Below are 25410 nucleotides of genomic sequence, written 5' to 3'. Positions count from 1 at the left end.
AGGTGAGGCGAACTAGACTTGGGGCAGATAGGCGTGGCCCGAATCCCCCAGGGAGCGGGTAAACCGTTATCCTTGTCCAGAATACGTTGACCACCACGAACAGGACCGCATCAGTGCCGACCTCAAAAATCTCCGACGACATCAATGAGCCCGACGACGACGTCACGGCATCCGGCGACGTCGTATCGCCCGCTGATTCGGCCGCTAAGAGCGCTGATTCCGCCAAGAAGCCTGAACTGACCAAGGCTCGACAGCGTGCCGCCGCCGCGAAGAACCGCAAGGTCAAGGCCAAGAGCGTGCGGCCGAGTTCGGCGAACCCGGTGTGGCTCGTTCCGACGATGCTGACCCTGCTCATCCTTGGCCTCGTGTGGATCGTGGTCTTCTACGTGACCTCGGGCCTGCTGACGTTCAACCTGCCGATTCCCGGCATCGGGCAGTGGAACCTGGCGGTTGGTTTCGCCCTGATCCTGGGTGGCGGAATCCTCTCCACGCGCTATCAGTGAGTCTCTAAGGCGCCGCAAGTACTTGTTGGGCGGGGGACGGGCGAGATCTATCGCCCGTCCCCCGCCCTTTCTGTGTAGGCCCCCGGTAACTCGGGAATTCGGCACGAGCGGCCGGTGAAGCGAGCGGGACGGCTATCCACATCAGTGGATTGGGGTGTGGATAACTACACGCGTGTAATTCGGGTGCCGATCCGCGATGGTGGGCCATCGCCATCGAGGCGTCCCGGAACCTACATGGCCCCGGCCACCGCGTACTTGGCCACCGCCGCGATCACCAACGCCGCGCCGACGGCACCCGTCGCGAAGTAACTGAGCTGGCGCTGATCGGGGCGCCGCAGTCGCGAGTACACGAACCCCAGTGCGGCACCGATGACCAGCCCGCCCAGGTGGGCCTGCCACGCGATGCCGGACCAGACGAACCCGAATACGAGGTTCAGCCCGATCACCACGAGCATCTGTTGCGCGTTCTGCCCCAGCCGCCGCAACTCGAACACGATCGCCGCGAAGAGGCCGAACACTGCGCCGGAAGCACCCAGCACCCCCGTGTACCAATCCCACGACGCAGGCGAAGCGAGGAGCAGGACACCCACCGAGCCGCCGAGTGCGGAGAGCAGGTACAGCGAGACGTATCGAACGCGTCCGAGCGTAATCTCGAGGAACCCACCCACCGACCAGAGCGCGATCATGTTGAACGCGATGTGCAGCAGGCCGGCGTGCAGGAACGCCGCCGTGAGGAACCGCCACGGCTCCTCGACGCCGATGAACGGAGCGAAGATCAGGTCCTGCGTCCAGGCGCCGCCCGTCACCTTCTGCAGCAGGTAGCTAACGACGCACAGCGCGATGATCCCATACGTGATCACCGGCGTGGTGGGAGAGAAGCGCGAGGCGCGGCTCGTCCTCCCCCGCTGGCCGAACCTGGCCCCGCCCAGCCCTGCCTTGCCCGACCCGCCACCGGCGCATTCGACGCACTGCACGCCGACAGGCGCGTTGCGAACGCACTGCGAGCAGATCGGACGGTCGCATCGCTGACAGCGGACGAAGGCGGGGCTATCGGGATGCCGGTAGCACATGTTCGGCCCGCCGGGCTGGGCAGCGCTGGGGTAGGTCATTTCTCGATCGTGACCGACTTCAGCACGATGTCCTCCACCGGACGATCACCCGCGCGCGTCGGAGTCGCGGCGATCGCGTCGATGACGGCGCGAGATTCGTCGTCGACGACCTTGCCGAAGATCGTGTGCTTGCCGTTGAGCCACGTGGTCGGCTCGACGGTGATGAAGAACTGCGAGCCGTTCGTGCCGCTCGGGCGTCCCGTGATCGGGTTGAGCTGCTTTCCGGCGTTCGCCATGGCAAGCAGATAGGGCTCGGAGAATTGCAGCTCCGGGTGGATCTCATCATCGAACTTGTAGCCCGGGCCACCGGTGCCGGTGCCGAGCGGATCGCCGCCCTGGATCATGAAGCCGGGGATGACGCGGTGGAAGATCACGTCCTTGTACAGGGGGTCGGTGCGCTTCTCGCGCGTCTTGGGGTCCGCCCACTCGATGGAGCCCTCGGCAAGTCCCACGAAGTTCGCGACGGTGCGCGGTGCGTGGTTCTCGAACAGTTCTACTCGGATGTCACCTTCGGAGGTGTGCAAAATCGCGTACATGGCCACATTGTTTCATGCCAGATCGCCCAAAACTTATGTGCGAGAGATTTGCCGCAACCAGGACTAACATCGACATAGCGGCCCGTTGGGGCGGCGGAAGACATCAACGACGGACGGCCAACTGTTTTCGTGACGGCTAGGAGCACATCATGGGCAAGAAGGTACACAAGTCAGCGGAGAAGCTCACCAGCACTCTCGACAAGATCGAGGTCGACAAGGTGAAGCGGGCAGCAGCCGAACTTAGCGCTGCCCTCGCGGACGCCGGTGCCAACGCTGGCGTGCAGTCCGGCAAGGTCGCTCGCCAGGCGAAGGACGCTGCCGCGCAGGCAAAAGACTGGGCCGAGCCCCGCGTCGTTACGGCCATTGACTGGCTGAGCCCGCGCCTGGCCAAGGCTAGGGACGAGTCCATCAAGGTGTCGGCCCCGATCGTGGAGAAGGCCGCGGAGAAGGCCGTGCCGGTGATCGATAGCGCGCACGACGTGATCGTCGACACCGTCCTGCCCAAGGTCGTTGCTGCACTCAACGCGGCAGCGGAGGAGGCTGCGGCCCGGACGGGTGCCGTTGCGCACGCTGGTGCGGAGCTCACCAAGAAGGCCGTCGACAAGGGCGCGGCGAGTTCCAAGAAGGCAGCGAAGAAGGCCGCCAAGACCGCGACCGCCGCTGCCAAGACTGCGAGCAAGAAGGGCTCCAAGGGCAAGAAGGCGACCTTCTGGGTCATTGCCGCGGCGGCAGCGGGCGCAGGCGGCTACGTGCTGTGGCGCCGCACGCAGCCCGTGGAGGACCCGTGGGCGGAGCCCTGGGACGACGCCGAGCCGCGCTCGTTCAAGGACACGCTCGATGATGCCCGGGATGCGGCACTTGATGCCGCAGAGGCGGCGGGCGAGGCTGCTGGGGGAGCCGTCGCCAAGGCCAAGGCCGCGGCTGGCGTCGCGGGCGAGGCCGCCGGAGACGCAATCGACAAGGCAAAGGCTGCGGCCGGAGCCGCCAAGGAGAGCGTCGAGGAGGTCGTCCAGGACGTGACGGCCAAGGCGAAGTCCGCGCGTCCGCGCCGCAAGCCGGCCGCCAGTGACGCGGCCGCGGCCGACGTGAACGTAGACCCGGATGTCGTAGCCGACACGAGCGAACCCATCACCCCCGAGACAGAATGAGATCGACTCAACGTGAGTCCCACAAACGAATTTCCGCACCCACGCACGTTTGACCAGCCGGCGCGCCTCCGGAACGTCCTCTACGAGATCCGCGGCCCGGTGGCCGAGCAGGCCGCGCGCATGGAGGCAGAAGGTCACCGCATCCTCAAGTTGAACATCGGCAATCCAGCGTCGTTCGGCTTCGATGCCCCCGACGTGATCGTGCGCGACATGATTGCGTCGTTGCCGTTCTCGCAGGGCTACTCCGATTCGCGGGGGATTCTGCCCGCACGCCGGGCGATTTTCACGCGCTACGAGACGGTCGAGGGCTTCCCGGAATTCGACATCGATGACGTGTACCTCGGCAACGGCGTCTCCGAACTCATCACCATCACCATGCAGGCGTTGCTGGAGGTGGGTGACGAGGTGCTCATCCCCGCCCCCGACTATCCGCTGTGGACGGCGATGACCACCCTCCCGGGCGGTGTGCCGGTGCACTACCTGTGCGACGAGGAGAACGGCTGGAATCCCGACCTCGCCGACATCGAGGCGAAGATAACGCCGAGGACCAAGGCGATCGTCGTGATCAACCCGAACAACCCGACGGGCGCGGTCTATTCGCGCGAGGTGCTGCAGGGCATCGTCGACCTGGCCCGCAAGCACGGCCTGCTCATCCTCGCCGACGAGATCTATGACCGGATCCTGTACGACGACGCGGAGCACACCTCGATCGCGGCGCTAGCTCCCGACCTCCTGTGCATCACTTACAACGGCCTGTCGAAGACGTACCGCGTCGCGGGCTATCGCGCCGGTTGGATGGTGATCACCGGCCCCAAGGAGCACGCAAGCGGATTCCTCGAAGGGCTCACCCTGCTCGCGTCGACCCGCCTCTGCCCCAATGTGCCGGCGCAGCACGCGATCCAGGTAGCGCTCGGCGGCTACCAGTCGATCGAGGAGCTCATCCGCCCGGGTGGTCGCCTGCTGGAGCAGCGGGACACGGCCTGGAACATGCTCAACTCGATCGATGGCGTCTCGTGCGTCAAACCGTCCGGCGCCCTCTACGCCTTTCCCAAGCTCGACCCGGAGGTCCACGAGATCCACGACGACGAGAAACTCGTCCTCGATCTCCTGCTAAGCGAGAAGATCCTTCTGGTTCACGGGCGCGGCTTCAACTGGCCGACGCCCGATCACCTGCGGATCGTCTTCTTGCCGTGGGCCCGGGATCTGCAGGAGGCGATCGAGCGATTCGGCAACTTCTTGTCTACTTACCGGCAATAGGGGATGCAGATAACTGCGCAGCGACGCATCGACGCCCGTTCTCGGAACCTCCCACGCGTAGGACTACAACACCGGCACCCAGGGCGCCGTCGATAACTCCGTCTCGGCTACGGGCACTCTATGCGCCGAGACGAAGACGTCCACGGACAATGCCGAGATCACCATTCTCGATACGCCGATCACGGTATCGGTGACCAAGAACTTCGATTCCTATCAGGACCAGTCGGGAACGACGAACATCGCGGTACCGCCGCTGGGCACCGCCGTCGACCGCTATCCGCTGTTCGGCTGGGAACTCGTAGCCACCAACACCTCCGTGTCGCACGTCGATTCGTTGACCGTCACCGACCCCAACCCCGCCCTTGCGCCGTCGTCGCGCGCGGGCCGCTGGGTGCGCAATCGTCTGCGTGGTTCTGGTTCGTTTGCTGTCGCTAGAGATGCGTCAAACGAACGAAAACCTAGCACGCGATGGTCAAGCGGGCTCGGGATCGTCCCCGCGGGAGAATGCGATGGCGATGAGCTCGCGTAGCACCTGCAGATCGATGTCGGCCAACTTGGTCACATAGACACAGCCGGCACCCTCGGTGTACTTGCCGAGGGCAGGAAGCAGGGCGGCACCCCGGGGAAGATCCTTGAGTCCATAGAGGGAGAGCTTCGACTTTCGCGGCGAGAATCCGGTCTTCGGCCAGTGCCCGCGCGTGCGCGGGTTGGCGGGCGAGATGTAGCGGTATTCGCCGTACCCCACGATGGTCGGTCCCCACATGACGGGCTCCGCGCCGGTGACCTCGCGGAAGATATCGGCGAGGACGAGTCCCTCGTCGCGTCGACGGGCCGGTTCCACGGCTGCGAGAAAGTCCTGCGGGGCCACGTCCGTCGGTTTCGTCTTGGGCTCTGCCATGGTCGAATCTTCGCACGACGAGGGGCATTCGTCGCGCCGCCGCAACCGTCCACTTGGTGGACTGAGGGCAGACAATCCTTGAGATGAACTGTAGGTTTACGTGGGAACCACAACGATGCGGGCGCCGCGTCGACTGGTTCGGGTGGCCCGCTCGCCGTGGCCCACGCCCAGATCCCGCGTAATCCCGGAGGCCTCATGCGCACCTCGTCCCTTGCTCGCCGCGGCATCGCCACGGCTCTCGCCCTCACCGCAGCCGTCGCGCTCAGCGCGTGCGGCTCGTCGTCGACCTCGTCCACCCCGGCGACCACGACACCGACTGCCGCCGAATCGACCGAGCCGGCCACTGGCGCGGCCCTGCCCACCATCACCGAAGGCAAGCTCACGATCGCGACCGGCGAGCCCGCCTACAGCCCGTGGGTGGAAAAGGACGATCCGGAGTCGGGCGAGGGATTCGAGGCCGCCGTCGCCTACGCCGTTGCCGAACAGCTCGGATTCGGCAAGGACGATGTCGTGTGGAAGCGCACCACGTTCGACTCCGCGATCGCGCCCGGTCCCAAGGACTGGGACTTCAACCTGCAGCAGTTCTCCATCACGGATGAGCGGAAGAACGCGGTCGACTTCTCCTCGCCGTACTACGTGACCACGCAGGCCGTCCTCACCCTCAAGGACAGCCCCGCCGCCACGGCGACTTCCATCGCCGACCTCAAGGACATCAGCTTCGGCGTCCAGGCCGGGTCGACCTCCGCCACGGCGCTCGAGAAGTTCGTCGACCCGAACAAGGATCCGTTGCAGTTCAACAGCTCGCAGGACACGGTGCAGGCGCTCAAGGGCGGCCAGGTGCAGGCGATCATCGTCGACCTGCCCCAGGCGCTCTACCTCGCGGCTGTCGAGCTCTCGGATCTCGGTGGAACCGTGATCGGCCAGTTCGCGGATTCGACCGGTGGTGACGAGTATGGCCTCGTGCTGCCGAAGGATTCGGAACTCACCGCCCCCGTGACCGCAGCAGTCGACGAACTGCGCGAGAACGGTACGCTCTCCGAGCTCGAGAACCAGTGGCTGTCGAACAACATCTCAGTGCCGGTCCTGAGCTGACGACATGACCGCAAGCGCACCAATCGGTGCTGATCCTACGGCCGAGCTCGATGTCGTCAGCGGCATCGAGCTCGGCCGGCGGGCTTACCGCCGCAAGCAGACAGGTAAGTCGGTCGTCATTGCGCTCCTCAGCACGCTGATCTTCGCCGCTGTGATCGCGCTGATCCTGCGCAACTCGCCAGGGTGGCAGGTCACCCGCGAGACGTTCTTCGCCCCTGAGCACTTCCGCGCATCGCTGCCTAAGGTTCTGGCCGCGCTGTGGCTGAACGTCAAGGTACTCTTCTTCGCCGTGATCGGCGTAGCCATCTTCGCGACGCTGCTCGCCTTCCTGCGCACGCTGCGCGGACCCGTGTTCTTCCCGCTCCGATTCGTCGCGGCGGCCTACACGGACCTGTTCCGTGGAGTTCCGTTCCTGATCGTGCTGTACCTGGTCGGCTTCGGCGTTCCTGCGCTCGGACTGACCGACAGCGTGATCCCCTACTCCGTGCTCGGAACGATCGCTCTCGTGCTGACGTACTCGTCCTACGTCGCCGAAGTGCTGCGCGCCGGCCTCGAGGCAGTTCACCCCTCGCAGCGCTTCGCGGCTCGTTCCCTGGGCTTGAGTCACGGTCAGGCGCTGCGCCTCATCGTGCTACCGCAGGCCGTCCGCAAGGTCACCCCGGCCCTGATGAACGACTTCGTCTCGATGCAGAAGGACGTGGGCCTGATCTCGGTGCTCGGTGCCGTCGATGCCATCCGGGCCGCGCAGATCTACCAGGCGACGACCTATAACTTCACGTCGTACGTAGTGGCCGGGCTGCTGTTCGTGTGCCTCTCGTGGCCGTTCATCCGGCTCACGGACTGGTACACGGCTCGCCAGCAGCGTCGCGAACAGGTCGGAGGCGTGGTCTGATGGCAACCCCAGTATTGGACGTTCGCGGGGTCGTGAAGAAGTTCGGCGACAACTATGTGCTGCGCCGGCTCGATCTGACCGTGCACAAGGACGAGGTCGTGGTGCTGCTCGGCGCCTCGGGGTCCGGGAAGTCGACCCTGCTGCGCACCGCGAATCTGCTCGAACGGGTCGACGACGGGCAGATATTCCTATCCGGACAGGACATCACCGATCCGTCGGTGAAGGTTGACTTCGTGCGCGCGCGCATCGGTGTCGTCTTCCAGCACTTCAACCTGTTCCCGCACCTGCGGGTGCTCGACAACGTGACCCTCGCCGCGCGCAAGGTGCACGGTGTGCCGAGGGGTGAGGCCGAGCAGCGCGGCATGGAACTGCTGGAGCGCATCGGGCTCGCCGACAAGGCCCGCGACTATCCCGACCGGCTTTCGGGCGGGCAGCAGCAACGCGTGGCGATCGTGCGCGCGGTGGCCACGCGCCCCGAGTTACTGCTCTTGGACGAGATCACCTCCGCCCTGGATCCGGTCCTCGTCGGCGAGGTGCTCGACCTGGTGGGCGAATTGAAGGACGTCGGCTCGACGGTGCTGATGGCGACGCACGAGATCGGCTTCGCCCGGCGCGTGGCCGATCGGGTGGTGTTCCTGCAGCACGGCGTGATCGTCGAGCAAGGGCCGCCCGAACAGGTCATCGACAACCCCACCCAGGAGGCGACGCGCGACTTCCTCGCGCGAGTGCTGCACTAGGCGCGGTGGCACCCTTCAGATTGGACTACGAGGGCTGGTACCGTGCTATGCTTCTTCGGCACGCGTGAGTGGCGGAATGGCAGACGCGCTGGCTTCAGGTGCCAGTGCCCGCAAGGGCGTGGGGGTTCAAGTCCCCCCTCACGCACGTGGTACGAAGGCCCGGACGGAATGCCGTCCGGGCCTTCGTCGTATTCTGGCTGGAAGCGCCAGCCAGAATGTGCGGAGCGTGTCCGAGCCTTCCAATAAGGCGCGAGATCCCTCGGATGATCTTGATCGTCGGAGGTGACCGTTCCTTCGGGCTGGCTCTTGCCGCAGAATAGCGATTTGTGGCTGGCCACTGCGGGTGTTCGTCCCCGGCGCGCGGGTCATTATCGGCCGGCCGTTCGGGGAAGACGCCCACGATGACGCGGTCACCCAGTCCGGAGAGGCTCATGATCGCCTTGAACTGGGCCGTGACCCAGTCCCGGTCCTGCATCAGCAATGTCAGTGAGCCGGGCCGGCTGTCCGGAGCGGAACGGCCCACGGTGGCGATGTCCCGGTTCATGTCCGCACCTCCAGATGTCTCAGGAGAAACCATCCGGTCAGGCGTCGATGCTCTTGACCTCCTCTCCGCTGCGGATGGCATCGTGGCTGCCGACATTGATCTTGCGGGGTTTGGCCCGCTCCGCGATCGGGATCTGCAAACGCAGCACGCCAGCGGTGTAATCGGCATCGACTTTGTCGGTGTCCAATGCGTCGCCCAGCACCAACTGGCGACTGAAGACCCCCCACGAGCGTTCGGTCGCGACCGCGTTCGCGGCGTCCGGAATATGGCTGAGTCTTTCTGCGCGGACGGTCAACACATTGCGCTCCACATCGATGTCCAGCTTGTCCGGATCAATGCCCGGCAGATCGAATTCGACCACGAATTCGTCCCCTTCCCGCCACGCGTCCAGCGGCATGCTGGACGGACGGGCATTCGTCCCGAAGACCTGCTGTGTGAGCCGGTCGAGCTCACGGAATGGGTCGTGTTGTAGTTGCAACAGCATTGCCTGATCTCCTCCGTTCACTTGTCGGTTGTCGGCCCTTCGACAATATGTGCCGAGTGGTATAGATTTTTATAACTCTGACACAGAGATAATGCAAGCGATTCGGGAAAGAAAATTGATGAATGATTCCGCAAGCACGGCAGCCGGTTCACGGGGTGTGTACAGCATCGCTGTGGCCGCCGAGTTAGTAGGCCTCGGTGAGCAGGCGCTGCGCCTATACGAGCGCAAGGGCCTGATCGCACCCAGCCGCACCACTGGCGGCACGCGACGTTACAGTGAGGACGACCTGACTGTTCTGCGCAGGGTGATCGAGTTGCGCGATGCTGGAGTGAACCTCGCCGGCGCTCGTCACGTGCTTGAGCTAGAATCCGCCAATCGGCTTCTGCAGTCGCAACTCGACGAACTCAGGATGCCCGAGAATCCTGCAGGATAGCCGCCTCCCATGTTCATGGGGCAGCCGCACCCCTCACGGCGGAATGAACTCCGATGAGCACTAGTAGTGGTACTGCGGCGTCTTGACCTTGTCGGCCTTGCCTAGCGCGGCGCGGGCCCATTCCCCGCTTAGGGGCGGAGTTCACGCAATAGTGCTGAGCTTGTGGCCTCCTCCTGTGCGAACTCGGCAAGGTGAAGAAGGCGGAGAACCACTGCACTTCTTCTTCGAATTGTCACGGATTCTCGTGCGAACTCGGGCAAGGCGGGTTGACGGCAGGAACAGATACGCGGCCCGGCGTGACGTGCGGATCGCTGGCCTGGGCAAAGATCAGCGCAAGATCGAAGGCATGTACGAGGTGGTCACGCTGCGAACTCGATCAATTGGTCCAGTGCCCGCTTACCGATCATGCTTCCCAAGTGTTGCATCAACCCGTCACTGAAATCCGGCGGGCGCGGCGGTTGTTCTCGCCGACCCTCCCGGCATGGTCGGAGTTCACGCGAAAGTGCGCGAGATCTTCCACGCGCTTGTGTGAATTTGGGCCAGGAGGGTGCCGCCGTGGAGACGGTAGTGCCGCCGGCGGCAGGTTGGTCCATTGCCCGGAACGCTCGTCCGGCCTGAACTCCGTCTTGCGGGTCAGCGTGCGGCGGAGACGAGTTCCGCGTTGCGCACCTTGATGAGCCGGCGCAGATAGGGCATGAGGACGAGTCGTTCGGCCAGCACCCCGAACATCGGCGAGGCGACCGTGATCGTGTCGACCATGCGTGTGCCACTCGTCGTCTCAGTAAACGCGTGCTCGTGATGGAACGACTTGAACGGTCCCTTGACCTGCTGATCTGTGAAACTGTGCGGTCGGTCGAGAGACGTGATCCGCGAGGTCATGGTGAACCAGAGCCCGAAGTGCCGCGCGCGCCAGGTGACCGTCTCGCCCAGCCCGATGCGCCCCGACGTGACGCCCGCGATGGCTCGTTCCTTGGACTTCGACATCGATGCGGCGTGGATGTCGATGTCCAGCGAAACGTCGAACAGCGATTCGATCCTCGCTGTCGTGTCGGTGACGAGCGTAAACGTGGTGGCCATCGCACTATTGTCCCAGCAGATTTTCTGAGATCTTGGACGAGTAATCCACCTACGAGCAGGGAATGGCCGCTATGAGAATTGCAGTCGCTGGCGGAACGGGCACCGTGGGTCGCTATGTCGTCGCGGCCGCGCGCGCCCGCGACTTGGACGTGACGGTGCTGTCGCGTTCGACCGGCGTGGACATCAAGACGGGTGTCGGGCTCGACCGCGCTCTCGACGGTGTGCGGTCGGTGATCGACGTCACCAACGTCACGACGCTGTCCTCGCGTGCCTCGCGCGACTTCTTCACCACGGTCACGCGCCATTTGCTGCGCGTGGGCGCAAAGGCCGGCGTGCGCCACCACGTCGCGCTTTCGATCGTCGGGATCGATGACATCGACGCCTCCTACTATGCGGGCAAACTGGCGCAGGAACGCGCGGTCATCGCCGGCGAGGTGCCGTACACGATTGCGCGCACGGCGCAGTTCCACGAGTTCGTCGGGCAGATGCTGGAGCGCATGAGGGGGCCGGTCGCGATGCTCCCGGAGATGCCCATCAGGCCGGTATCGGCTCGCGAGGTCGGGGAGCACCTGGTCACTCTGGCCCAGGGGCGAGCACAGGGACGGGCGACCGACTTGGTCGGGCCGGTGGATGAACTCCTTGCCGATCTAGCGCGGCGCCAACTTGCTCATGACGGGGTACGTCGTCGCGTGCTGGAGGTGAGGTTGCCAGGGGCGTACGGCCGCGGTATCGCGTCGGGAGCGCTACGCGGGGGTGAGGCGAGGGACGAGTCCTCCGTCACCTTTGACGAGTGGCTGCACGGCGAAGATCATTTTCGGCAACTCAGCGGTGGTGACGGTCCTCCTCGCCGGATGTGAGGCGGGGAGGAGGAACCGGCCGTCGTCACCGGGCGGAACTCGGCGGCCGATCCCGCGCCCGAGGACAGGCGTCTGGCTAGACTACCGATATCAGACTCACTGATCCGCGCAGGGCGCGAGATGGGCAGGACATCATGATTTCTCGGCGTATCGCCACGTTTGTCACCGCCGCCGCGCTGCTGGGGATCGGGCTGGCCGTTCCGGCGTCCGCGGCTCAGGCGGCCACACCCGCCAAGGCGAAGAAGTTCGCCGCCTCGGTCGCCAAGACGTACGGCGCCGGCGCTCTCACCAAGGACAAGTACGCGGTCGTATACCGCAAGGCGCAGGGCACCAAGCACGGCTACACCTTCTCGGCCGGGGCCGGCTACGTCTACGACGCCGACGACTACACGTTCGAGAGTTCCGCGACGACGAAGGCCTTCCAGGCCAAGATCGGCACAATCCTGAAGCAGCGCGGGCTCAAGGTCATAAAGAAGCGCACGAAGTCGAGCCCGGCGGTGCTGTTCGCCAACAAGACCTACACGTGCTCCATCGCCTACGCCGCGTTCGCCTGCACCACGACGAAGGCCGCGACGAAGGCGGCGAAGAAGCTGAAGCCGTTCCTGACCGGTTACCGGGGCTCGGTCAAGGGCACACGCTACGAGAAGTTCGACACCGTGGTCGGCTACCTCAACCACGAGAAGAGCAACACGAAGGGCTACAAGATCGCCACCGTCGTGGTCGATGGCCTGCCGATGATGTCGGGTGCCTCGGCGCTGTACTTCAAGGCCCCCGGCAAGGGCTGGAAGTTCGTGCGGGCCGGGCAGGACGTGCCGCTCTGCAGCCTGCTCGAGAAGAGCAAGGACAGTCGCAACGCCTTCGTCGGCAAGTACTGCTACCGCGATGACCACGACTCCAAGGTTCGGCTCTAGAGCGAGCCCTCGCCTACAGCACCTTCGACAGGAAGTCGCGCGTGCGCTGCTCCCGGGGTGCGTCGATGACCTGCTGCGCGGGCCCCTGCTCAACGATCACGCCGTCGGCCATGAAGACCACCTGATCGGCTACCTCGCGGGCGAATCCGACCTCGTGCGTGACGACGATCATCGTCATCCCGGATGACGCCAGATCCTTCATGACGGCGAGCACCTCGCCCACCAGTTCGGGGTCGAGCGCCGAGGTCGGTTCGTCGAAGAGCATCAGATCGGGATCCATCGCGAGCGCCCGTGCGATGGCAACGCGCTGCTGCTGGCCGCCCGAGAGCTGAGCGGGATAGTGATCCATCCGGTCGGCCAGACCCACCCTGTCCAGCAGGTGCCGCGCCCGCTCGGTCGCTTCGCTCCTCGACCGCTTCAGTACTTGAACCTGCGCCTCGACCACGTTCTGGAGGGCGGTGAAGTGAGGGAACAGGTTGAAGCGCTGGAACACCATGCCGATGCGCGCGCGCTGCTGGGCGACGAGGCGCGGGTGCAACTTCTGCAGGCGCACTTCCTCGCCGTGCGACACCTCGCGATAGCCCATGAGCTCCCCGTCGACGTAGATGCGTCCCGCCGTGATCTCCTCGAGCTGGTTGATGCATCGAAGCGCCGTCGACTTGCCCGATCCCGACGGTCCCAGCATCACGCACACCGATCCCGCCGGCACCTCTAGGTTGACGCCCCGCAGGACGTGGTTGTGCCCGAACTCCTTGTGGACCTCTTGCAGTTCCACCATTGATGTCGTCATCGTTAGCCCCTAGGTTCCCGACTCGTCGAGCGGCGACGGATCGGGCGTGGTGTGTGCGGCGTTGATCGCCTTCTGCTTGCGTGCCCGGCGGGGCACCGAAATCTCGGACGAGGCGGCGGAGCGCCCATCGAAACCGCGGCCGTAGTAGCGCTCCAGGTAGTACTGCCCAACCATCAGGATCGAGGTGATCACCAGGTACCAGATGGCGGCGACCACGAGCAGCGGAACGGGCGCGAAGGTGCGCGACCCGATGGCCGATGCCTGATACGTCAGGTCTAGCGTGAACGGTACGGCCAGAACGAGCGACGTGGTCTTCAGCATCGAGATCGTCTCGTTGCCCGTCGGCGGCACGATCACCCGCATGGCCTGCGGGATGACGACGCGCCGCATGATCGCACCGTTCTTCATGCCGAGCGCCCGAGCGGCCTCGTGCTGGCCCGGGTCGACCGACTGCAGCCCGGCGCGGATGATTTCCGCGAGGTACGCCGCCTCATTGAACGCCAGACCGAGAATCGCCGGGATTGCGGCGAGCGTGCCCACCGTAAGGGCCTTCGTTTCGAAACTGAAGAACTCCGGACCGAACGGAATCCCCAGCGACAGTACGGGGTACAGCACCGACAACATCCCCCAGAACACCAACTGGGTGTAGACCGGCGTGCCGCGGAAGAACCAGATGTAGACCCAGGCGACGTTCCGCATGACGGGGTTCTCCGACGATCGCATGATCGCGAGGGTGAGCGCCATGATGATCGACAGGACCATGGCCGCCACGGTGAGGATCAGCGTCCACCCGATCGCTCGCAGGATGTTCTGGTGGAACAGGTACTGGCCCACGAGATCCCACTGCAGCACTTTGTTGGTCACGAGGCCGTGCAGGAACATCGCCGCGATGATCGTCACGACCACCGCCGAGACGATGCGCCACGGGTAGCGAACGGGGATCGCGTGAATCCGGTTCGGGATCTGATCTGGTTCTGCAGTGTTCATGATTAACCTGCCGGGTTGAGTTCTGCTGAGGTGACCCCGCCGGACTCCACGCGCCATTGCGTAAGGATCTCGTTGTAGGTGCCGTCATCGATGAGCTTCTGGAGGGCCTTTTGTACGGCCTCCGTCAGCGCAGCGTCGTCCTTGGCCACGACAATACCCTGTGCCGCCGTGTCGAACGGCTCCCCGAGCTGTTCGATCTTGCCGCCGGTCTGCTCGATGGCGTAGGCGACGATCGGGGAGTCCGCGTACATCAGATCGGCCTTGCCGCCGAGCAGCGCGGTCGTCACATCGGACTGCTGGTCGTATTGCAAGGCGGTCGGGGCGGGCTTTCCCGCGGCCGTGCAGTCGGGCGTGATCTTGTCAGCCAGGTCGGTGTCCTGCACGGTACCGGTCTGGACGCCGATCACGAGCCCGCACACATCGGTGCCGACAGACTTGGGATTGCCCTGCGCCACGGCGAATGCGGAGCCAGCGTTGAAGTAACTGATCATGTTCACCTGCCCGAGTCGTTCCGGGTTGATGGTGAAGGAGGAGATTCCCACGTCGTACTTGGTGCCGATCGCCGGGATGATCGCGTCGAACGCGGAGGCCTGAACATCGGCCGTCAGCCCCAGGACTCCCGCGATCGCCTTGGCGAGGTCCACGTCGTAGCCCACGGGTGTGGTGCCGTCATCGGCCAGGAACTCGGCCGGTGCGTAGGTGAGTTCGGCACCGACCACCAACTTGCCCGTGCCCGCGATTCCTTCCGGAACCAGCGCGGCGATGGCCTCGTCCTTGGCTGACGGTGCTGCGGAACCGGTGGGGCTCGCGGAGCCGTCGTCACCACCTGAGCACCCGGCGAGGGTGAGTACGAGCGCGGTCGATAGGGCAAGGAGCGAAACTTTACGCATGGTGGTCTCCAGAGTTACGAGTGGTGAGTCGTCGCAAAAAGAAGCGGCGCTCCCCATGCTAATGAGCGCGGGGAGCGCCGCTTCGGGACTTAACTCGCGGGGTTGAGCTCGGCGGTTTCCACCGCGCTGTCGGTCACGCCCCACTGAGCGAGGATGTCGCCGTACGTGCCGTCGTCAATGAGCTTCTGCAGCGCATTCTGGATCGCTTCAGTCAGCGCAGCGTCGTCCTTGGCCACGACGATGCCCTGCGGAGCGGTGTCGAACACGTCGCCGAGCTGCTCGAGCTTGTCGCCGGTCTGCTCGATCGCGTAGGCGATGATCGGGGAGTCGGCGTACATCAGATCCGCCTTGCCGCCGAGCAGGGCAGTGGTGACATCGGTCTGCAGGTCGTACTGCAGGGGCGTGGGCGCTGGCTTGCCGGCGGCCTCGCACTCGGGAATGATGCGATCGGCCAGGTCGTCGTCCTGGACGGTTGAGGTCTGCACGCCGATGATCTTGCCGCACAGGTCGTCCGCGCTCACGCCGTTCGGGTTGCCCGCGGGGACGGCGAACGAGGATCCCGCCGAGAAGTACTGGATCATGTTGACCTGCTGGAGCCGGTCAGGATTGATGGTGAAGGACGAGATTCCCGCGTCGTACTTGGTGCCGATCGCCGGGATGATCGCGTCGAATGAGGACGACTGAATGTCAGCCGTCAGGCCGAGGACGCCGGCGATCGCCTTCGCGATGTCGATGTCGTAGCCGGTCGCGGTCGTGCCGTCGTCGCCCAGGAACTCGGCTGGGGCGTAGCTCGGGTCGGTTCCGAAGACGATCTTGCCGCTGGAGGCGACGCTCTCCGGAAGGAGCGCCGCGATGGCCTCGTCCTTCGCCGTGTCGGCCGACGTCGTGTCGCCGGGAGCGGCCGGAGTCGAGGATGAGGTGTCTTCCCCGCCGGAACAGGCCGAGAGGGTGAGGGCGGCGCCCAGTGCCAGGGCGACGATGGAGATCTTGCGCATTTTGTCCTCCGCGAAAGTCAGGAAATCGTGCTGCATCGGCAGCTTGAAGCCCCCGAGGCAGGATTTCTTCACACTAGACCCGTCATGTTACCGGCGTGTGTCGGGCGCCACCCGGGCTCGTGCACGGCTCGCGTGCAGGGCTTGCCGGAAATGGTGGGAACAACGTCCCAGGCGGAAGGCTGATTACGGGCGTAACAAAATCGCACTACTCTAAGGGGGTGACCATTGCGGAATCCAACGACACCCCAGCCGCCGAATCGAACGTGCGCCGCTCGTATGCCCGCCACGAGGTGCCAGAACCGCTGCGCGAGGACGTGCGCCTGCTCGGGCGCCTGCTCGGCACGGTACTGGAGGAGTCGGGCGGACCTGACCTGCTGGCCGACGTGGAACGTCTCCGCGAACTGACCATCGCGGCTTACGACGACCCGAACTCGAGCGCCTTGGACGAGGCGCGCGAACTCGTCGACACGTTCACGCTGGAGCGCGCCCAGCAGGTCGCCCGCGCCTTCACCTGCTACTTCCACCTTGCGAACCTGGCCGAGGAGTACCACCGCATTCGCGTGCTACGGCAGCGCGAAACGGCGGCCGGGCCTCGTTCCACGACCCAGGACGACACGCTTCCCGAGGCGTTCACCCAGCTCGCCGCCGAGGTCGGTTACGAGGAGGCCGTGAAGCGACTCACCGAGCTCGAGTTCCGCCCGGTCCTGACCGCCCACCCGACCGAGGCGCGCCGGCGCGCGGTCACCGGCGGCATCCGCCGCGTGTCCGATCTACTCGCGGCCCGCGACTCGCTACGCCTGGGCGGCACGTCGCTCGCAGAGAACGAGCGCAGCCTCCTGGCCGAGATCGACGGCCTGTGGCGCACCGCGCTGATCCGTTCCTCGAAGCCGTCGGTTCAGGACGAGGTGCGCCAGATCATGGCCGTCTTCGAGTCGACCCTGTTCAACGTGATCCCCGCCGTCTACCGCCGTTTCGACGACTGGCTACTCGGCGACCGCGCGGGACGCATTGAGCCGCTGGTCCGGCCCTTCGTCGGACTCGGCTCGTGGATCGGCGGTGACCGCGACGGCAACCCCAACGTGACCGCCGAGGTCACCCGCGAGGCCGCGCAGATCGCGTCCGAGCGCATCCTCATCGCGCTCGAGCGATCCGCGCACGACATCGCCCGCCGCCTGACCGCCGACGACGACACGACCCCGCCCTCCGCTGCGCTGAACAGCCTCTGGGACCGCCAGCGCCAACTCTCGCGCCGCCTCACGGACCTGGCTGAGGCCAAGTCCATCAACGAGCGGCACCGCGCGGCCACACTCGTCATCTCCGAGCGCATCGCGGCCACGCGCCGCCGCGACGCAGACCTCGCGTACGCGTCCGCCGAGCAACTCGAATCGGACCTGCGCACCGTGCAGGACTCGCTCATCGCCGCAGGCGCCCCGCGCGCCGCCTACGGGGCCCTGCAGAACCTGATCTGGCAGGTGCAGACGTTCGGCTTCCACCTGGTGGAGCTGGAGGTCCGCCAGCACTCCCAGGTGCACGAAGAGGCGCTCGCGGATATCGCCGAGCACGGCCTGCAGGGCAAGCTTCAGCCGCGCACCGTCGAGGTCCTCGACACGTTCCGCGCCATTGGCGCGATCCAGCGCCGCTACGGAGTTCGGGCGGTGCGCCGATTCATCGTGTCCTTCACGCAGAAGCCGGAGCACCTGGAGGCGGTCTACCAGCTCGCGAACCTGGCGTTCGCGGATTCCGATGATGCGCCGATCATCGACGCCATTCCGCTGTTCGAGACCTTCGCCGACCTGGAGAACAGCGTCGAGATCCTCGAGCAGATGCTCATGATCGAGCAGGTCAAGCGCCGGCTGGAGGCGAACGGACGCCGAGTCGAGGTCATGCTCGGCTACTCGGACTCGTCCAAGGACGTCGGACCGGTATCAGCCACGCTGGCGCTGCACTCGGCCCAGGAGCGGATCGCCGCCTGGGCAGAGCGCCACAACATCACCCTCACGCTGTTCCACGGCCGCGGCGGCGCGCTCGGCCGCGGCGGCGGCCCGGCCAACCGCGCGGTGCTGGCCCAGCCACCCCACTCCGTGGATGGCCGTTTCAAGCTGACCGAGCAGGGCGAGGTCATCCTCGCGCGCTACGGCGACCCGACGATCGCCGTCCAGCACATCGAACACGTCGCCGCGGCGACCCTGCTCGCCTCGGCACCGAGCGTGGAGGAGCGTAACGCGGAGGGCACCGCCAAGTTCGCCGAGCTGGCCGGAAAGCTGGACGAGACTTCCCGCTCCGCATTCCACCGCCTCGTGAAGTCCGACGGCTTCCCGCAGTGGTTCGCGCAGGTCACACCCCTCGAGGAGGTCGGCCTGCTGCCGATCGGTTCCCGGCCGGCCCGCCGTGGCCTGTCCGTGTCCTCGCTCGATGACTTGCGTGCGATTCCGTGGGTGTTCTCCTGGTCCCAGGCGCGCCTCAACCTCGCGGGCTGGTATGGTCTCGGCTCCGCGCTTGAGGCCGTGGGCGATGTGGACGAGTTGCGCGCCGCGTATCGCGAGTGGCCGGTCTTCGCGACGATGATCGACAACGTGGAGATGTCCCTGGCCAAATCGGACGATCGCATCGCCGAGCAGTACCTCGCCCTGGGCGACCGGGACGACCTGTCGAAGCTGGTGCTCGATGAGTACCGGCGAACGGTCGACTGGGTGCTCAAGGTGACCGATTCCGAGTGGCCGCTGGCTAACCGCCGGGTGCTCGGCCGCGCCGTCCAGTTGCGTAGCCCCTACGTCGGGGCGCTGTCCCTGATTCAGGTGCGAGCTCTCACCGCACTGCGCACCGGCAACCACACGGCGAGCACGGAGGAACTGCAGCACCTGTTGCTGCTCTCCGTGAACGGCGTCGCGGCAGGTCTGCAGAACACGGGCTGATGTCCGATCCACTGGTTGTGCCGGAGCGGGTACTGCGCTCGCGGACTTCTGCTAAGTGGCAGCAGTTCGAGCCGGATGTCCTGCCGCTGTGGGTCGCGGAGATGGACTGCGATCTGGCTCCCGGGGTCGCCGCGGCCATTCATGCGGTCATAGATCGCGGCGATACCGGCTACGCGGCCGGTGAGACGCTGCAGAATGCGCACCGGGCGTTCGCCGCGCAGACGTGGGGCTGGGAGCCGGAGGGCGCAGAACTCGTCCCCAACGTCATGCTCGGTGTCGTGTCGCTGTTGCGAACGCTGCTGCGGCCGGGCGCGCCGGTCTTCACCGCCAACCCGATCTATCCGCCGCTGGTGGAGTATCCCAGGGCCGCGGGTTTCGATGTCCGCCAGCTGGCGGACGGGATCGAGGAACTCGACGCGCAGTGGCAGAAGCTGACCGGTGACTTCCCGCGCGCCGCCTACCTGCTATGCAATCCGCAGAACCCTACGGGCCAGGTACATTCCGCGGCTGAGCTTGAGGCCCTCGGCGAGGTGGCGCGGCGCCACGGCGTCGTCATCATCGTGGACGAGATCCATGCGCCGCTGAGCTACGTCCCGTTCACCCCGGTGATCCCGCAGATCCCCGAGGCCTTCGCCCTGCAGTCGGCGTCGAAGGCGTTCAACCTCGTCGGGCTGAACGTGGCCCTGCTGCTACGCGGCCCACAGGCGCCGCCTGTGCGCCGCGCACCGGAGCTGATCAGCGCGGTCAGCCACGTCGCGGAGATCGCGCATAGCGCCGCCTACGGTCAGACGCAGTGGCTGGCTGATCTCCTGGCTGCGCTGCGCGTGCGCCGCGAGATCGTCGCCAGGTTCCTTGCCCGGGAACTGCCGCAGGTCGGCTTCGCGACTCCTGACGCGACGTACCTGGCGTGGCTGGACTTCAGCGCGATGACGACGGCGTCAGGTGAGCCGGTGACCGCCCGCAGGCTCGTGGCCGAGGCCAAGGTGGCGCTCTCCTCCGGCCGCCCATTCGGCAGGCCGGGTTTCCTGCGCCTCAACTTCGCGACGAGTGAAGAGATCCTGCTGGAGGCGCTGGAACGGATAGCGGCCGCGGTCCGGTGACCCCCGCCGATCGGCGTGAGCGAATCGAGTTCTGCGCGCTGGTGCACGCGCTTCGCTCGCTGCCCTGCCCTGCGATCGTCGCGATCGACGGCTGGTCCGGTTCGGGCAAGACGTGGCTGGCCAGTCACGTGGTCGCGCAGCTCGGAGGAACCGGGCTCGGCTGGACCGTGATCCACATGGACGATTTCGTTCCCGGCTGGGACGGCTTGAGCGCGGGGGTGGCCGTCGTGCACCAGGACATCGCCCTGCCGCTCGCGCGCGGCGAAACGGCGCGTGCACGGGTATGGGATTGGCACGATTCCAGGCCGGGGGTGGAACTCGAGTTCCGTCCGCAGGAAGGCCTGATCCTGGAGGGCAGCGGATCCATCGCGGCGACCGGCGAACTCGCGACGCTTGGGATCTGGATCGACTTGGACGAGGCGCATCGCCGTCGCCGCCTCCGCCGGCGCTCGGACTATGAGGCATACGCCCCCTACATCGACCATTGGGCTGGCCAGGAGCGAGCCATCGAGCGCGAATGCGACTCAATGCGACGGGCCGATCTTGTAGTTGCCGAGGTGGGCCGGGACAGCCTCGTCCTCGAGCGCGCCAGCGAGCGTGGGAGGGCGGCGCTCGCTCCACCCGCGAACACGCGATAGGCGCGGCTCTCCCGGCACAACGGAGAACTCGTCCTAAGAAAAAGAATATTCGTTCTGTATACTGAATGAGTGCCACGAGTCACCGAGGACCATCGAGCCGCCCGCCGCCGCCAGATCACCGACGCAACGCTTCGCCTGATCAGCCGCGAGGGTACGCACCGCATAGCGATGTCGAACATCATCGCCGAATCCGGCCTGTCCGCCGGCGCGATCTACACCCACTTCGCGTCGAAGGACGAGATCCTCGCCTCGGTGATCGAGCACGCGCTCACCGAGAGCAACCGCCACGTAGAGACGGCAATGGCCCAGTCCCCACTGCCGCATCCCGCCGATCTGCTGGCGCGCATCAGCCCCGGCTGGGACGGTCCCGACGGATCCATCGCACTGGTCCAGGTATGGGGGCATGTGGCGGCGGAGCGGCAGCTCGGGCCGCTGGTCGAAGAGCACGTCGCGGCGTCGCGCGCTGCGCTCGACCGCTACGCCGCTCACTGGCTGGCAGAACAGGGGATCGCCGATGAATTCGCGGCCGAGACCCTCGGTGGGCTCCTCATGGGGCTGAGCCAGGCTTACACTCTCCACTCCGCGTTCGAGCCAACCCTCAATGCCACATCGCTTCGCGAGGCGGCTCGCGCCGCCATAGATGCATTGGTGGCTCCACTGATCTGCACCTCGTTCACTGTCAAGGAGACGAACCATGCGTAACGACGCTACCGTCGCGGGAGGCGATGATTTCGGGACCACTTCATCGCCCGCCAATTCGCGCACCGCGGAGTTCGACGCGTTCGGGCCGTGGGTGGACGAGGTGCGGAACGCCGAGGACGTGCCGCGTCTCTATCGCGACCATCCGATCGATTTCGACACGACCCGGCTCGTGCTCAAGGTGCCGCGCGACATCGAGCGTCGCCTCGCGAACCCGGGAATGCACCTGTACGACCACCTGCTCATCGTGGATCGCCACACACTGACAGCCTTAAGCCGGCGGACCGATGATACTTATCGCGTAGAAACAGTGCCACTGACTTCCATCGCGGCGGTTACGCTGGCGGTCAACCTGCTCGACGGTCGGTTCGTCATCACTCCAGCTGACTCCTCTCCCATCGACGTGCGCTTCTCCGGTGCCGCCAGGGAAGCGATGGATGGACTCGTCGCACTGCTGCGCGCGGAGGGATGGCACCGCGCGGACGTCCCCGTAGGCCCTATTCGGGGCGGAACCCCGATCGCGGACGTTCGACTCGGCGGGGTGGACGAGATCCTCGGCAACGATTGTCGTGCCGACCTCGCTGCCAGCGGCGCCTACCGGGTACTCGCGGCGTTCGAGCGGCGTGCGGTGAAGTCGAAGCGCACCGGCTTACGAAAACTGATCGACCTGCTGCGCCCGCTCGCGTTGCAGGGAGCGGTGCTGGCCACGGATGGCGTCGAATTGCGGATCTTCGGGCGGATCGCGCCGCTGCGGCGCCGATCCCTCGCCGAGTATTCCGATCGCCGCGTCAGCGTGAGCATCGCCGCGATCACGGGCGTCGAGGTAGCGGCCAACCGCGACGTCGTGGACGTGAACGACGTGACGATTCGCCTGGGCGGCGGTTCAATCGAGGTGAGCGTGCCTGGCGGCTCGGAAGCAGAGCGAGCGCTGGTCGCCCTGGCGCGGTGAGTGTTCTCACTCGCTGAGTGTTCTAGTGCGCTGAGTGTTCTCACTCGCTGGTCGCGCATGCCCGTGGTTCACCCACGTCCCTTGCCGTTCAGGCCATGAAATACAGGAGGGTCAACCGCAATATCATGCCCTCAGCGCCTCCCGGATGGCGAGCGCGAGTCCCGATTCGGCATTGGTCCCCGTGACCTGGCTCGCAGCCTCCTGTACGGCCGGGGAAGCGTTGCCCATCGCGAAGGAACGCCCGGCGATCGAGAACATGCCGATGTCGTTGGGGCCGTCCCCCGCAGCGGCGATGTGAGCGCGGTCCACGCCGAGCCGCTCCGCGATGAGGGCAACGCCGTGTGACTTGTCGGCGCTCGGCGTGGTGATCTCGAGGTAGTGCTCGCCAGTGAGCTGACCGAGCAGGCCGTCGGGCAAATCCGCGAGCACGCGCGAACCGACTGCAGGATCGGCCGGGTTGAAGGGGACCATGATCTTGAGCGGCCCCTGCTTCTCGAGCGCCCGCTCGACGTCGAGTTCACCGGCCGGCGCTATACCGGTGACACGCGCCTCGTAGTCGACCACCTGGGCGGGGAACGAGTAGAACCACTCGTCCTCGGCGAACCAGCACAGGGGGGTCGCAAGTCGCTGACACGTCTCGTAGACCGTGCGGGCGGCATCGACTGGCAGGGGATGCTTCGCGTAAGCGACTGGGGCACCGTCGGCTGGTACCTCCCCCACCCAGGCACCCTGCAGTCCGACGAGTGGCTCGCCACGCAATCCCAGGTCGTCCTGCAGGATCGCGATTGCCTGCGGGCTGCGGGCAGAAGCGAGGATGACGTGCACTCCGGCCGCCCGTGCCTCGCCGATGGCGGCGCGGACCTCATCGGTGATGTGGTGATCGAACGTCAGGAGCGTGCCATCGACATCGGAAGCGAACAGGCGGAGAGAGAAAGACGAGGGCATCCCTTGAGCCTACCGGGCGGGGACGCGGGATTGGGATGCTCGGCCTTGGCCCACGTGAGACCTACCTCGCTGGCGCTCGCCGCAGCGCCGCGGGGAATCGCCGATCAACGAGCTTTCTTGTTAAACCCCGCCCCTTGAAAGAACGCCACGATGACGGCTGCGGCCACGAAGACGTAACTGAGTAAATCGCTGAAGTACAACGAGATCACCGCGTTGAGAAAGGTTGCGGAGATGCGCAGTTCCTCCAGGAAGGGGGTTCCCAGGTACTTCGCGTTCAAGCCCGCATCCATCAGGACGATCGCGACCAGGAACAGCGCGAGCGTGACCAGCGCGGCACAGAGCCCCGCTTGCGCACCCTTGGTGCGTCCGAACCGAGAGAAACCGAATCCCACCGCTAAGCCGATCAGGACCGAGAGGACGGCGTATTCCTTTTCGGCCGATACGGCCACGACGACGTAGAGGATCGTGGCCGCGACCCCGAAGCCCAAGCCAGTCAGTAGTCCCCGGGTCAGGTTCGCGGGCGCGGGCTCGGCCGCGTAGTCTGGCGCGGCGAGATCGGCGGCCCCGCCGTCAACGCCCGCGACGTGACCGGCCGGGGGCCTTTCGTACGCGATCGGTTCGACGCGAGGGTCGCGAGAACCACCGTCATTGCTCGGGGGTATGGCAGTCAACGCATTCTCCTTCGGTTTCATGAGTGCGCGCCGCACCCACTTAGAACCTATCGCGCTCGGCGGCGTGCTGCGACGGTTTGTGACCTCCGGCCGGGTGCCACGTCAGCCCTGGCGGGAAGTCCGCTGCCGGACGGAGCGCGTGACCACGAACTTCGGCGTGGCCGCGACCACGGTCGTGGGTCCGACGGCGCGCCTCAGCGCAGGGACGTAGCCCAGGTGCCGGTTGAAGACCGTCCACAGTTCGCCCCCGGGCCGCAGCAGGCGGCCGGAGGTAGCGAACATCTGTTATGCGGGTGATGCATCCACGCCCGCTCCTACGTGGAACGGCGGGTTGCACAGGATGAGGTCGATGGTCCCCGCTCGCTCGTCGCTGGCTAGGGCGCTCGCTAGGGCGCTCGCTGAAGTCCACATCGGGTAGACGCCGGCCTCGTCCGGATGCGCGGCCAGCATCCCGGCACGTCTAGCGGTTTCCTGGGTGGACTGCACGGCGAGATAGGAGTCGTCGGCGGCGAGCACGCGGGCACCCGCGACCGCGTGGCTTGCGGCGAGCGCCAGCAGGCCGGTGCCGCAACCGAGGTCGACGATGCGCGGGGCCGGGTTCGGGCCTTCGGCGGCAATCCTCGCCGCGTCGCCGACGTGCCGCAGCAGAACGCGAGTGCCGATATCGATCCGGGTACTCGCGAAGACGCCGCCGTGGGCCGCCACGTCGATCCCGCCCGCGCCTGCGAGCCCGAGCTCACGGCGGGTGACCCTGGCAATACGCGGGAACGCGCCGCCCGGTTTTCGTGGCCGATCGCCATGACCCCGAGCAGTGGTTGCGAACAGCACGCGCGACTTCTGGCGCGCCCTGGAAGCGGACACCACCTCGAAGTGACCTGCTAAGACCTCGTTCATACCCAGGCTCATGTGCTTGACGCGTCCCGCGAGCGCGACGCGCACGCCAGGGGCGGCATGCGTGGCTATCGTTGCCGCGTACTCCTCGAGGCGATCGAGCGACTTGGGCAGTCGACCGACCACGAGAGCCGCTCCCGACACGGCGGCCGCAAGAGCCTCGGCCGCGTCCGCGGATCGCCGCGCGCGGGCCAATTCCGACGCGACCAGTTGGCGCGCCGTGTAGCTGTCCTGCCAGGCGCCGATTCGCGGCGGCGAAGTGCCCTCCCTGGCGGCAATGCGATGCGCGAGTTCCGCCACCAGCGGCGTGAGGGCTCCCGTGTGGTCGTCCAGCACGGCGATGGGTCCCGAGGCGGCGACGGAGGCCTCGTCCAGGAGAAGGGAATCGACGGGGTCGGGTTCGAGCCCGCGATCAGAGCACCACGAGGCGAGCTGGGCGCTGGGCAAATCGGGCATGACCTCAAG

General features: G+C 66.0%; 26 protein-coding genes, 1 tRNA gene and 1 pseudogene. 16 read left to right on the top strand and 12 right to left on the bottom strand.

All coding sequences use genetic code 11. The features are described 5' to 3' along the window. Positions 1–113: 113 nt before the first annotated feature. Positions 114–503: a cell division protein CrgA gene (locus FB461_RS08905; protein WP_246046165.1), complete on the top strand. Its 390-nt coding sequence runs from the start codon at positions 114–116 to the stop codon at positions 501–503. A 230-nt stretch (positions 504–733) separates the two neighbouring features. On the opposite strand, the gene FB461_RS08900 is transcribed toward FB461_RS08905, so the two are convergent. Together FB461_RS08900 and FB461_RS08895 are read right to left on the bottom strand one after the other, a co-directional pair. After that, positions 734–1612, bottom strand: coding sequence for a rhomboid family intramembrane serine protease (locus tag FB461_RS08900; protein WP_142121250.1), 879 nt, complete (start codon positions 1610–1612; stop codon positions 734–736). Then, the gene (locus tag FB461_RS08895; RefSeq protein ID WP_142121248.1) at positions 1609–2148 is read right to left on the bottom strand and encodes a peptidylprolyl isomerase; all 540 of its coding nucleotides are present in this window, start codon (positions 2146–2148) and stop codon (positions 1609–1611) included. The genes FB461_RS08900 and FB461_RS08895 overlap by 4 nt, the downstream gene beginning before the upstream one ends. Before the next feature lie 149 nt (positions 2149–2297). Here FB461_RS08895 and FB461_RS12015 point away from each other — a divergent pair, with 149 nt between their 5' ends. The 3 genes from FB461_RS12015 (at position 2298) to FB461_RS08880 (ending at position 5082) form a co-directional block, all read left to right on the top strand. After that, a complete protein-coding gene (locus FB461_RS12015) occupies positions 2298–3296 on the top strand; it encodes a hypothetical protein (RefSeq protein ID WP_170222681.1) in 999 nt (332 codons plus the stop codon). Between the two features lie 12 nt (positions 3297–3308). Beyond that, on the top strand, positions 3309–4553 hold the full coding sequence (locus FB461_RS08885) for a pyridoxal phosphate-dependent aminotransferase (protein ID WP_142121246.1): 1245 nt from the start codon (positions 3309–3311) through the stop codon (positions 4551–4553). A 190-nt stretch (positions 4554–4743) separates the two neighbouring features. Next, positions 4744–5082, top strand: coding sequence for a hypothetical protein (locus FB461_RS08880; RefSeq protein WP_142121244.1), 339 nt, complete (start codon positions 4744–4746; stop codon positions 5080–5082). Here the strand turns inward: FB461_RS08880 and FB461_RS08875 are convergent. Next, positions 5026–5451: a DUF1801 domain-containing protein gene (locus tag FB461_RS08875; protein WP_142121242.1), complete on the bottom strand. Its 426-nt coding sequence runs from the start codon at positions 5449–5451 to the stop codon at positions 5026–5028. The two genes, FB461_RS08880 and FB461_RS08875, sit on opposite strands and share 57 nt — an antisense overlap. Positions 5452–5646: 195 nt before the next feature. Between FB461_RS08875 and FB461_RS08870 the strand changes: the two genes are divergently transcribed. The 4 genes from FB461_RS08870 (at position 5647) to FB461_RS08855 (ending at position 8317) form a co-directional block, all read left to right on the top strand. Next, positions 5647–6543 carry an ABC transporter substrate-binding protein gene (locus tag FB461_RS08870; protein WP_142121240.1) on the top strand — a complete coding sequence of 299 codons (897 nt, stop codon included), beginning with the start codon at positions 5647–5649 and terminating at the stop codon, positions 6541–6543. Between the two features lie 4 nt (positions 6544–6547). Further along, on the top strand, positions 6548–7435 hold the full coding sequence (locus FB461_RS08865) for an amino acid ABC transporter permease (protein WP_142121238.1): 888 nt from the start codon (positions 6548–6550) through the stop codon (positions 7433–7435). Further along, a complete protein-coding gene (locus tag FB461_RS08860) occupies positions 7435–8172 on the top strand; it encodes an amino acid ABC transporter ATP-binding protein (protein WP_142121236.1) in 738 nt (245 codons plus the stop codon). The genes FB461_RS08865 and FB461_RS08860 overlap by 1 nt, the downstream gene beginning before the upstream one ends. Positions 8173–8234: 62 nt before the next feature. Further along, a tRNA-Leu gene (locus FB461_RS08855) sits at positions 8235–8317 on the top strand. Positions 8318–8753: 436 nt separating this feature from the next. Here FB461_RS08855 and FB461_RS08850 read toward each other — a convergent pair. Then, a complete protein-coding gene (locus FB461_RS08850; protein ID WP_142121370.1) occupies positions 8754–9194 on the bottom strand; it encodes an Hsp20/alpha crystallin family protein in 441 nt (146 codons plus the stop codon). Positions 9195–9318: 124 nt separating this feature from the next. Here FB461_RS08850 and FB461_RS08845 point away from each other — a divergent pair, with 124 nt between their 5' ends. Next, the gene (locus FB461_RS08845) at positions 9319–9633 is read left to right on the top strand and encodes a MerR family transcriptional regulator (protein WP_246046163.1); all 315 of its coding nucleotides are present in this window, start codon (positions 9319–9321) and stop codon (positions 9631–9633) included. A 633-nt stretch (positions 9634–10266) separates the two neighbouring features. Here FB461_RS08845 and FB461_RS08840 read toward each other — a convergent pair. Next, positions 10267–10710 (bottom strand): SRPBCC family protein, encoded by a 444-nt coding sequence (locus FB461_RS08840; protein WP_142121233.1) that lies wholly within the window; start codon positions 10708–10710, stop codon positions 10267–10269. Positions 10711–10781: 71 nt separating this feature from the next. Here FB461_RS08840 and FB461_RS08835 point away from each other — a divergent pair, with 71 nt between their 5' ends. Together FB461_RS08835 and FB461_RS08830 are read left to right on the top strand one after the other, a co-directional pair. Then, a complete protein-coding gene (locus FB461_RS08835; RefSeq protein WP_142121231.1) occupies positions 10782–11567 on the top strand; it encodes an SDR family oxidoreductase in 786 nt (261 codons plus the stop codon). Between the two features lie 134 nt (positions 11568–11701). After that, positions 11702–12478: a hypothetical protein gene (locus FB461_RS08830; RefSeq protein ID WP_142121229.1), complete on the top strand. Its 777-nt coding sequence runs from the start codon at positions 11702–11704 to the stop codon at positions 12476–12478. 13 nt (positions 12479–12491) lie between these two features. On the opposite strand, the gene FB461_RS08825 is transcribed toward FB461_RS08830, so the two are convergent. The 4 genes from FB461_RS08825 to FB461_RS08810 all read right to left on the bottom strand — a co-directional run bounded on the left by FB461_RS08825 (position 12492) and on the right by FB461_RS08810 (position 16212). Continuing rightward, positions 12492–13268: an amino acid ABC transporter ATP-binding protein gene (locus FB461_RS08825; RefSeq protein ID WP_281282077.1), complete on the bottom strand. Its 777-nt coding sequence runs from the start codon at positions 13266–13268 to the stop codon at positions 12492–12494. A 9-nt stretch (positions 13269–13277) separates the two neighbouring features. Beyond that, a complete protein-coding gene (locus tag FB461_RS08820) occupies positions 13278–14255 on the bottom strand; it encodes an amino acid ABC transporter permease (protein WP_142121227.1) in 978 nt (325 codons plus the stop codon). Positions 14256–14257: 2 nt separating this feature from the next. Next, positions 14258–15145: an ABC transporter substrate-binding protein gene (locus tag FB461_RS08815; protein ID WP_142121225.1), complete on the bottom strand. Its 888-nt coding sequence runs from the start codon at positions 15143–15145 to the stop codon at positions 14258–14260. Between the two features lie 89 nt (positions 15146–15234). Further along, positions 15235–16212 carry an ABC transporter substrate-binding protein gene (locus FB461_RS08810; RefSeq protein ID WP_246046161.1) on the bottom strand — a complete coding sequence of 326 codons (978 nt, stop codon included), beginning with the start codon at positions 16210–16212 and terminating at the stop codon, positions 15235–15237. Between the two features lie 146 nt (positions 16213–16358). Between FB461_RS08810 and FB461_RS08805 the strand changes: the two genes are divergently transcribed. The 5 genes from FB461_RS08805 (at position 16359) to FB461_RS08785 (ending at position 22438) form a co-directional block, all read left to right on the top strand. Beyond that, complete coding sequence (locus FB461_RS08805; protein ID WP_425466912.1) at positions 16359–19052, top strand: phosphoenolpyruvate carboxylase; 2694 nt, start codon at positions 16359–16361, stop codon at positions 19050–19052. After that, a complete protein-coding gene (locus tag FB461_RS08800) occupies positions 19052–20152 on the top strand; it encodes an aminotransferase class I/II-fold pyridoxal phosphate-dependent enzyme (RefSeq protein ID WP_142121223.1) in 1101 nt (366 codons plus the stop codon). Before FB461_RS08805 ends, FB461_RS08800 begins: the two co-directional genes overlap by 1 nt. Further along, positions 20149–20790, top strand: coding sequence for a nucleoside/nucleotide kinase family protein (locus FB461_RS08795; RefSeq protein ID WP_142121221.1), 642 nt, complete (start codon positions 20149–20151; stop codon positions 20788–20790). The genes FB461_RS08800 and FB461_RS08795 overlap by 4 nt, the downstream gene beginning before the upstream one ends. Positions 20791–20859: 69 nt before the next feature. Further along, positions 20860–21492, top strand: a complete 633-nt coding sequence (locus FB461_RS08790; RefSeq protein ID WP_142121219.1) for a TetR/AcrR family transcriptional regulator — start codon at positions 20860–20862, stop codon at positions 21490–21492. After that, on the top strand, positions 21485–22438 hold the full coding sequence (locus FB461_RS08785; protein WP_142121217.1) for a hypothetical protein: 954 nt from the start codon (positions 21485–21487) through the stop codon (positions 22436–22438). Before FB461_RS08790 ends, FB461_RS08785 begins: the two co-directional genes overlap by 8 nt. 123 nt (positions 22439–22561) lie before the next feature. Here FB461_RS08785 and FB461_RS08780 read toward each other — a convergent pair whose 3' ends face one another. From FB461_RS08780 to FB461_RS12445, 3 genes and pseudogenes are all read right to left on the bottom strand, one after another. Continuing rightward, positions 22562–23383 (bottom strand): HAD family hydrolase, encoded by an 822-nt coding sequence (locus FB461_RS08780; RefSeq protein ID WP_142121215.1) that lies wholly within the window; start codon positions 23381–23383, stop codon positions 22562–22564. 104 nt (positions 23384–23487) lie between these two features. Beyond that, positions 23488–24054, bottom strand: a complete 567-nt coding sequence (locus FB461_RS08775; RefSeq protein ID WP_142121213.1) for a hypothetical protein — start codon at positions 24052–24054, stop codon at positions 23488–23490. 102 nt (positions 24055–24156) lie between these two features. Further along, positions 24157–25401: pseudogene (locus FB461_RS12445) on the bottom strand (class I SAM-dependent methyltransferase). Between the last annotated feature and the right edge of the window lie 9 nt (positions 25402–25410).

It is taken from the genome of Rarobacter faecitabidus (assembly GCF_006716265.1).
GTDB lineage: Bacteria > Actinomycetota > Actinomycetes > Actinomycetales > Cellulomonadaceae > Rarobacter > Rarobacter faecitabidus.
The sequence above is the reverse complement of the archived record's forward strand: the minus strand, read 5'-3'. Positions and strand labels throughout refer to the sequence as shown.

Coding starts and splice junctions, on each gene's coding strand:
- FB461_RS12015 (WP_170222681.1), top strand. CDS start 2,298: ATGGGCAAGAAGGTACACAAGTCAGCGGAGAAGCTCACCAGCACTCTC.
- FB461_RS08815 (WP_142121225.1), bottom strand. CDS start 15,145: ATGCGTAAAGTTTCGCTCCTTGCCCTATCGACCGCGCTCGTACTCACC.
- FB461_RS08840 (WP_142121233.1), bottom strand. CDS start 10,710: ATGGCCACCACGTTTACGCTCGTCACCGACACGACAGCGAGGATCGAA.
- FB461_RS08895 (WP_142121248.1), bottom strand. CDS start 2,148: ATGTACGCGATTTTGCACACCTCCGAAGGTGACATCCGAGTAGAACTG.
- FB461_RS08865 (WP_142121238.1), top strand. CDS start 6,548: ATGACCGCAAGCGCACCAATCGGTGCTGATCCTACGGCCGAGCTCGAT.
- FB461_RS08835 (WP_142121231.1), top strand. CDS start 10,782: ATGAGAATTGCAGTCGCTGGCGGAACGGGCACCGTGGGTCGCTATGTC.
- FB461_RS08820 (WP_142121227.1), bottom strand. CDS start 14,255: ATGAACACTGCAGAACCAGATCAGATCCCGAACCGGATTCACGCGATC.
- FB461_RS08780 (WP_142121215.1), bottom strand. CDS start 23,383: ATGCCCTCGTCTTTCTCTCTCCGCCTGTTCGCTTCCGATGTCGATGGC.
- FB461_RS08860 (WP_142121236.1), top strand. CDS start 7,435: ATGGCAACCCCAGTATTGGACGTTCGCGGGGTCGTGAAGAAGTTCGGC.
- FB461_RS08830 (WP_142121229.1), top strand. CDS start 11,702: ATGATTTCTCGGCGTATCGCCACGTTTGTCACCGCCGCCGCGCTGCTG.
- FB461_RS08900 (WP_142121250.1), bottom strand. CDS start 1,612: ATGACCTACCCCAGCGCTGCCCAGCCCGGCGGGCCGAACATGTGCTAC.
- FB461_RS08875 (WP_142121242.1), bottom strand. CDS start 5,451: ATGGCAGAGCCCAAGACGAAACCGACGGACGTGGCCCCGCAGGACTTT.
- FB461_RS08800 (WP_142121223.1), top strand. CDS start 19,052: ATGTCCGATCCACTGGTTGTGCCGGAGCGGGTACTGCGCTCGCGGACT.
- FB461_RS08845 (WP_246046163.1), top strand. CDS start 9,319: ATGAATGATTCCGCAAGCACGGCAGCCGGTTCACGGGGTGTGTACAGC.
- FB461_RS08785 (WP_142121217.1), top strand. CDS start 21,485: ATGCGTAACGACGCTACCGTCGCGGGAGGCGATGATTTCGGGACCACT.
- FB461_RS08870 (WP_142121240.1), top strand. CDS start 5,647: ATGCGCACCTCGTCCCTTGCTCGCCGCGGCATCGCCACGGCTCTCGCC.
- FB461_RS08825 (WP_281282077.1), bottom strand. CDS start 13,268: ATGACGACATCAATGGTGGAACTGCAAGAGGTCCACAAGGAGTTCGGG.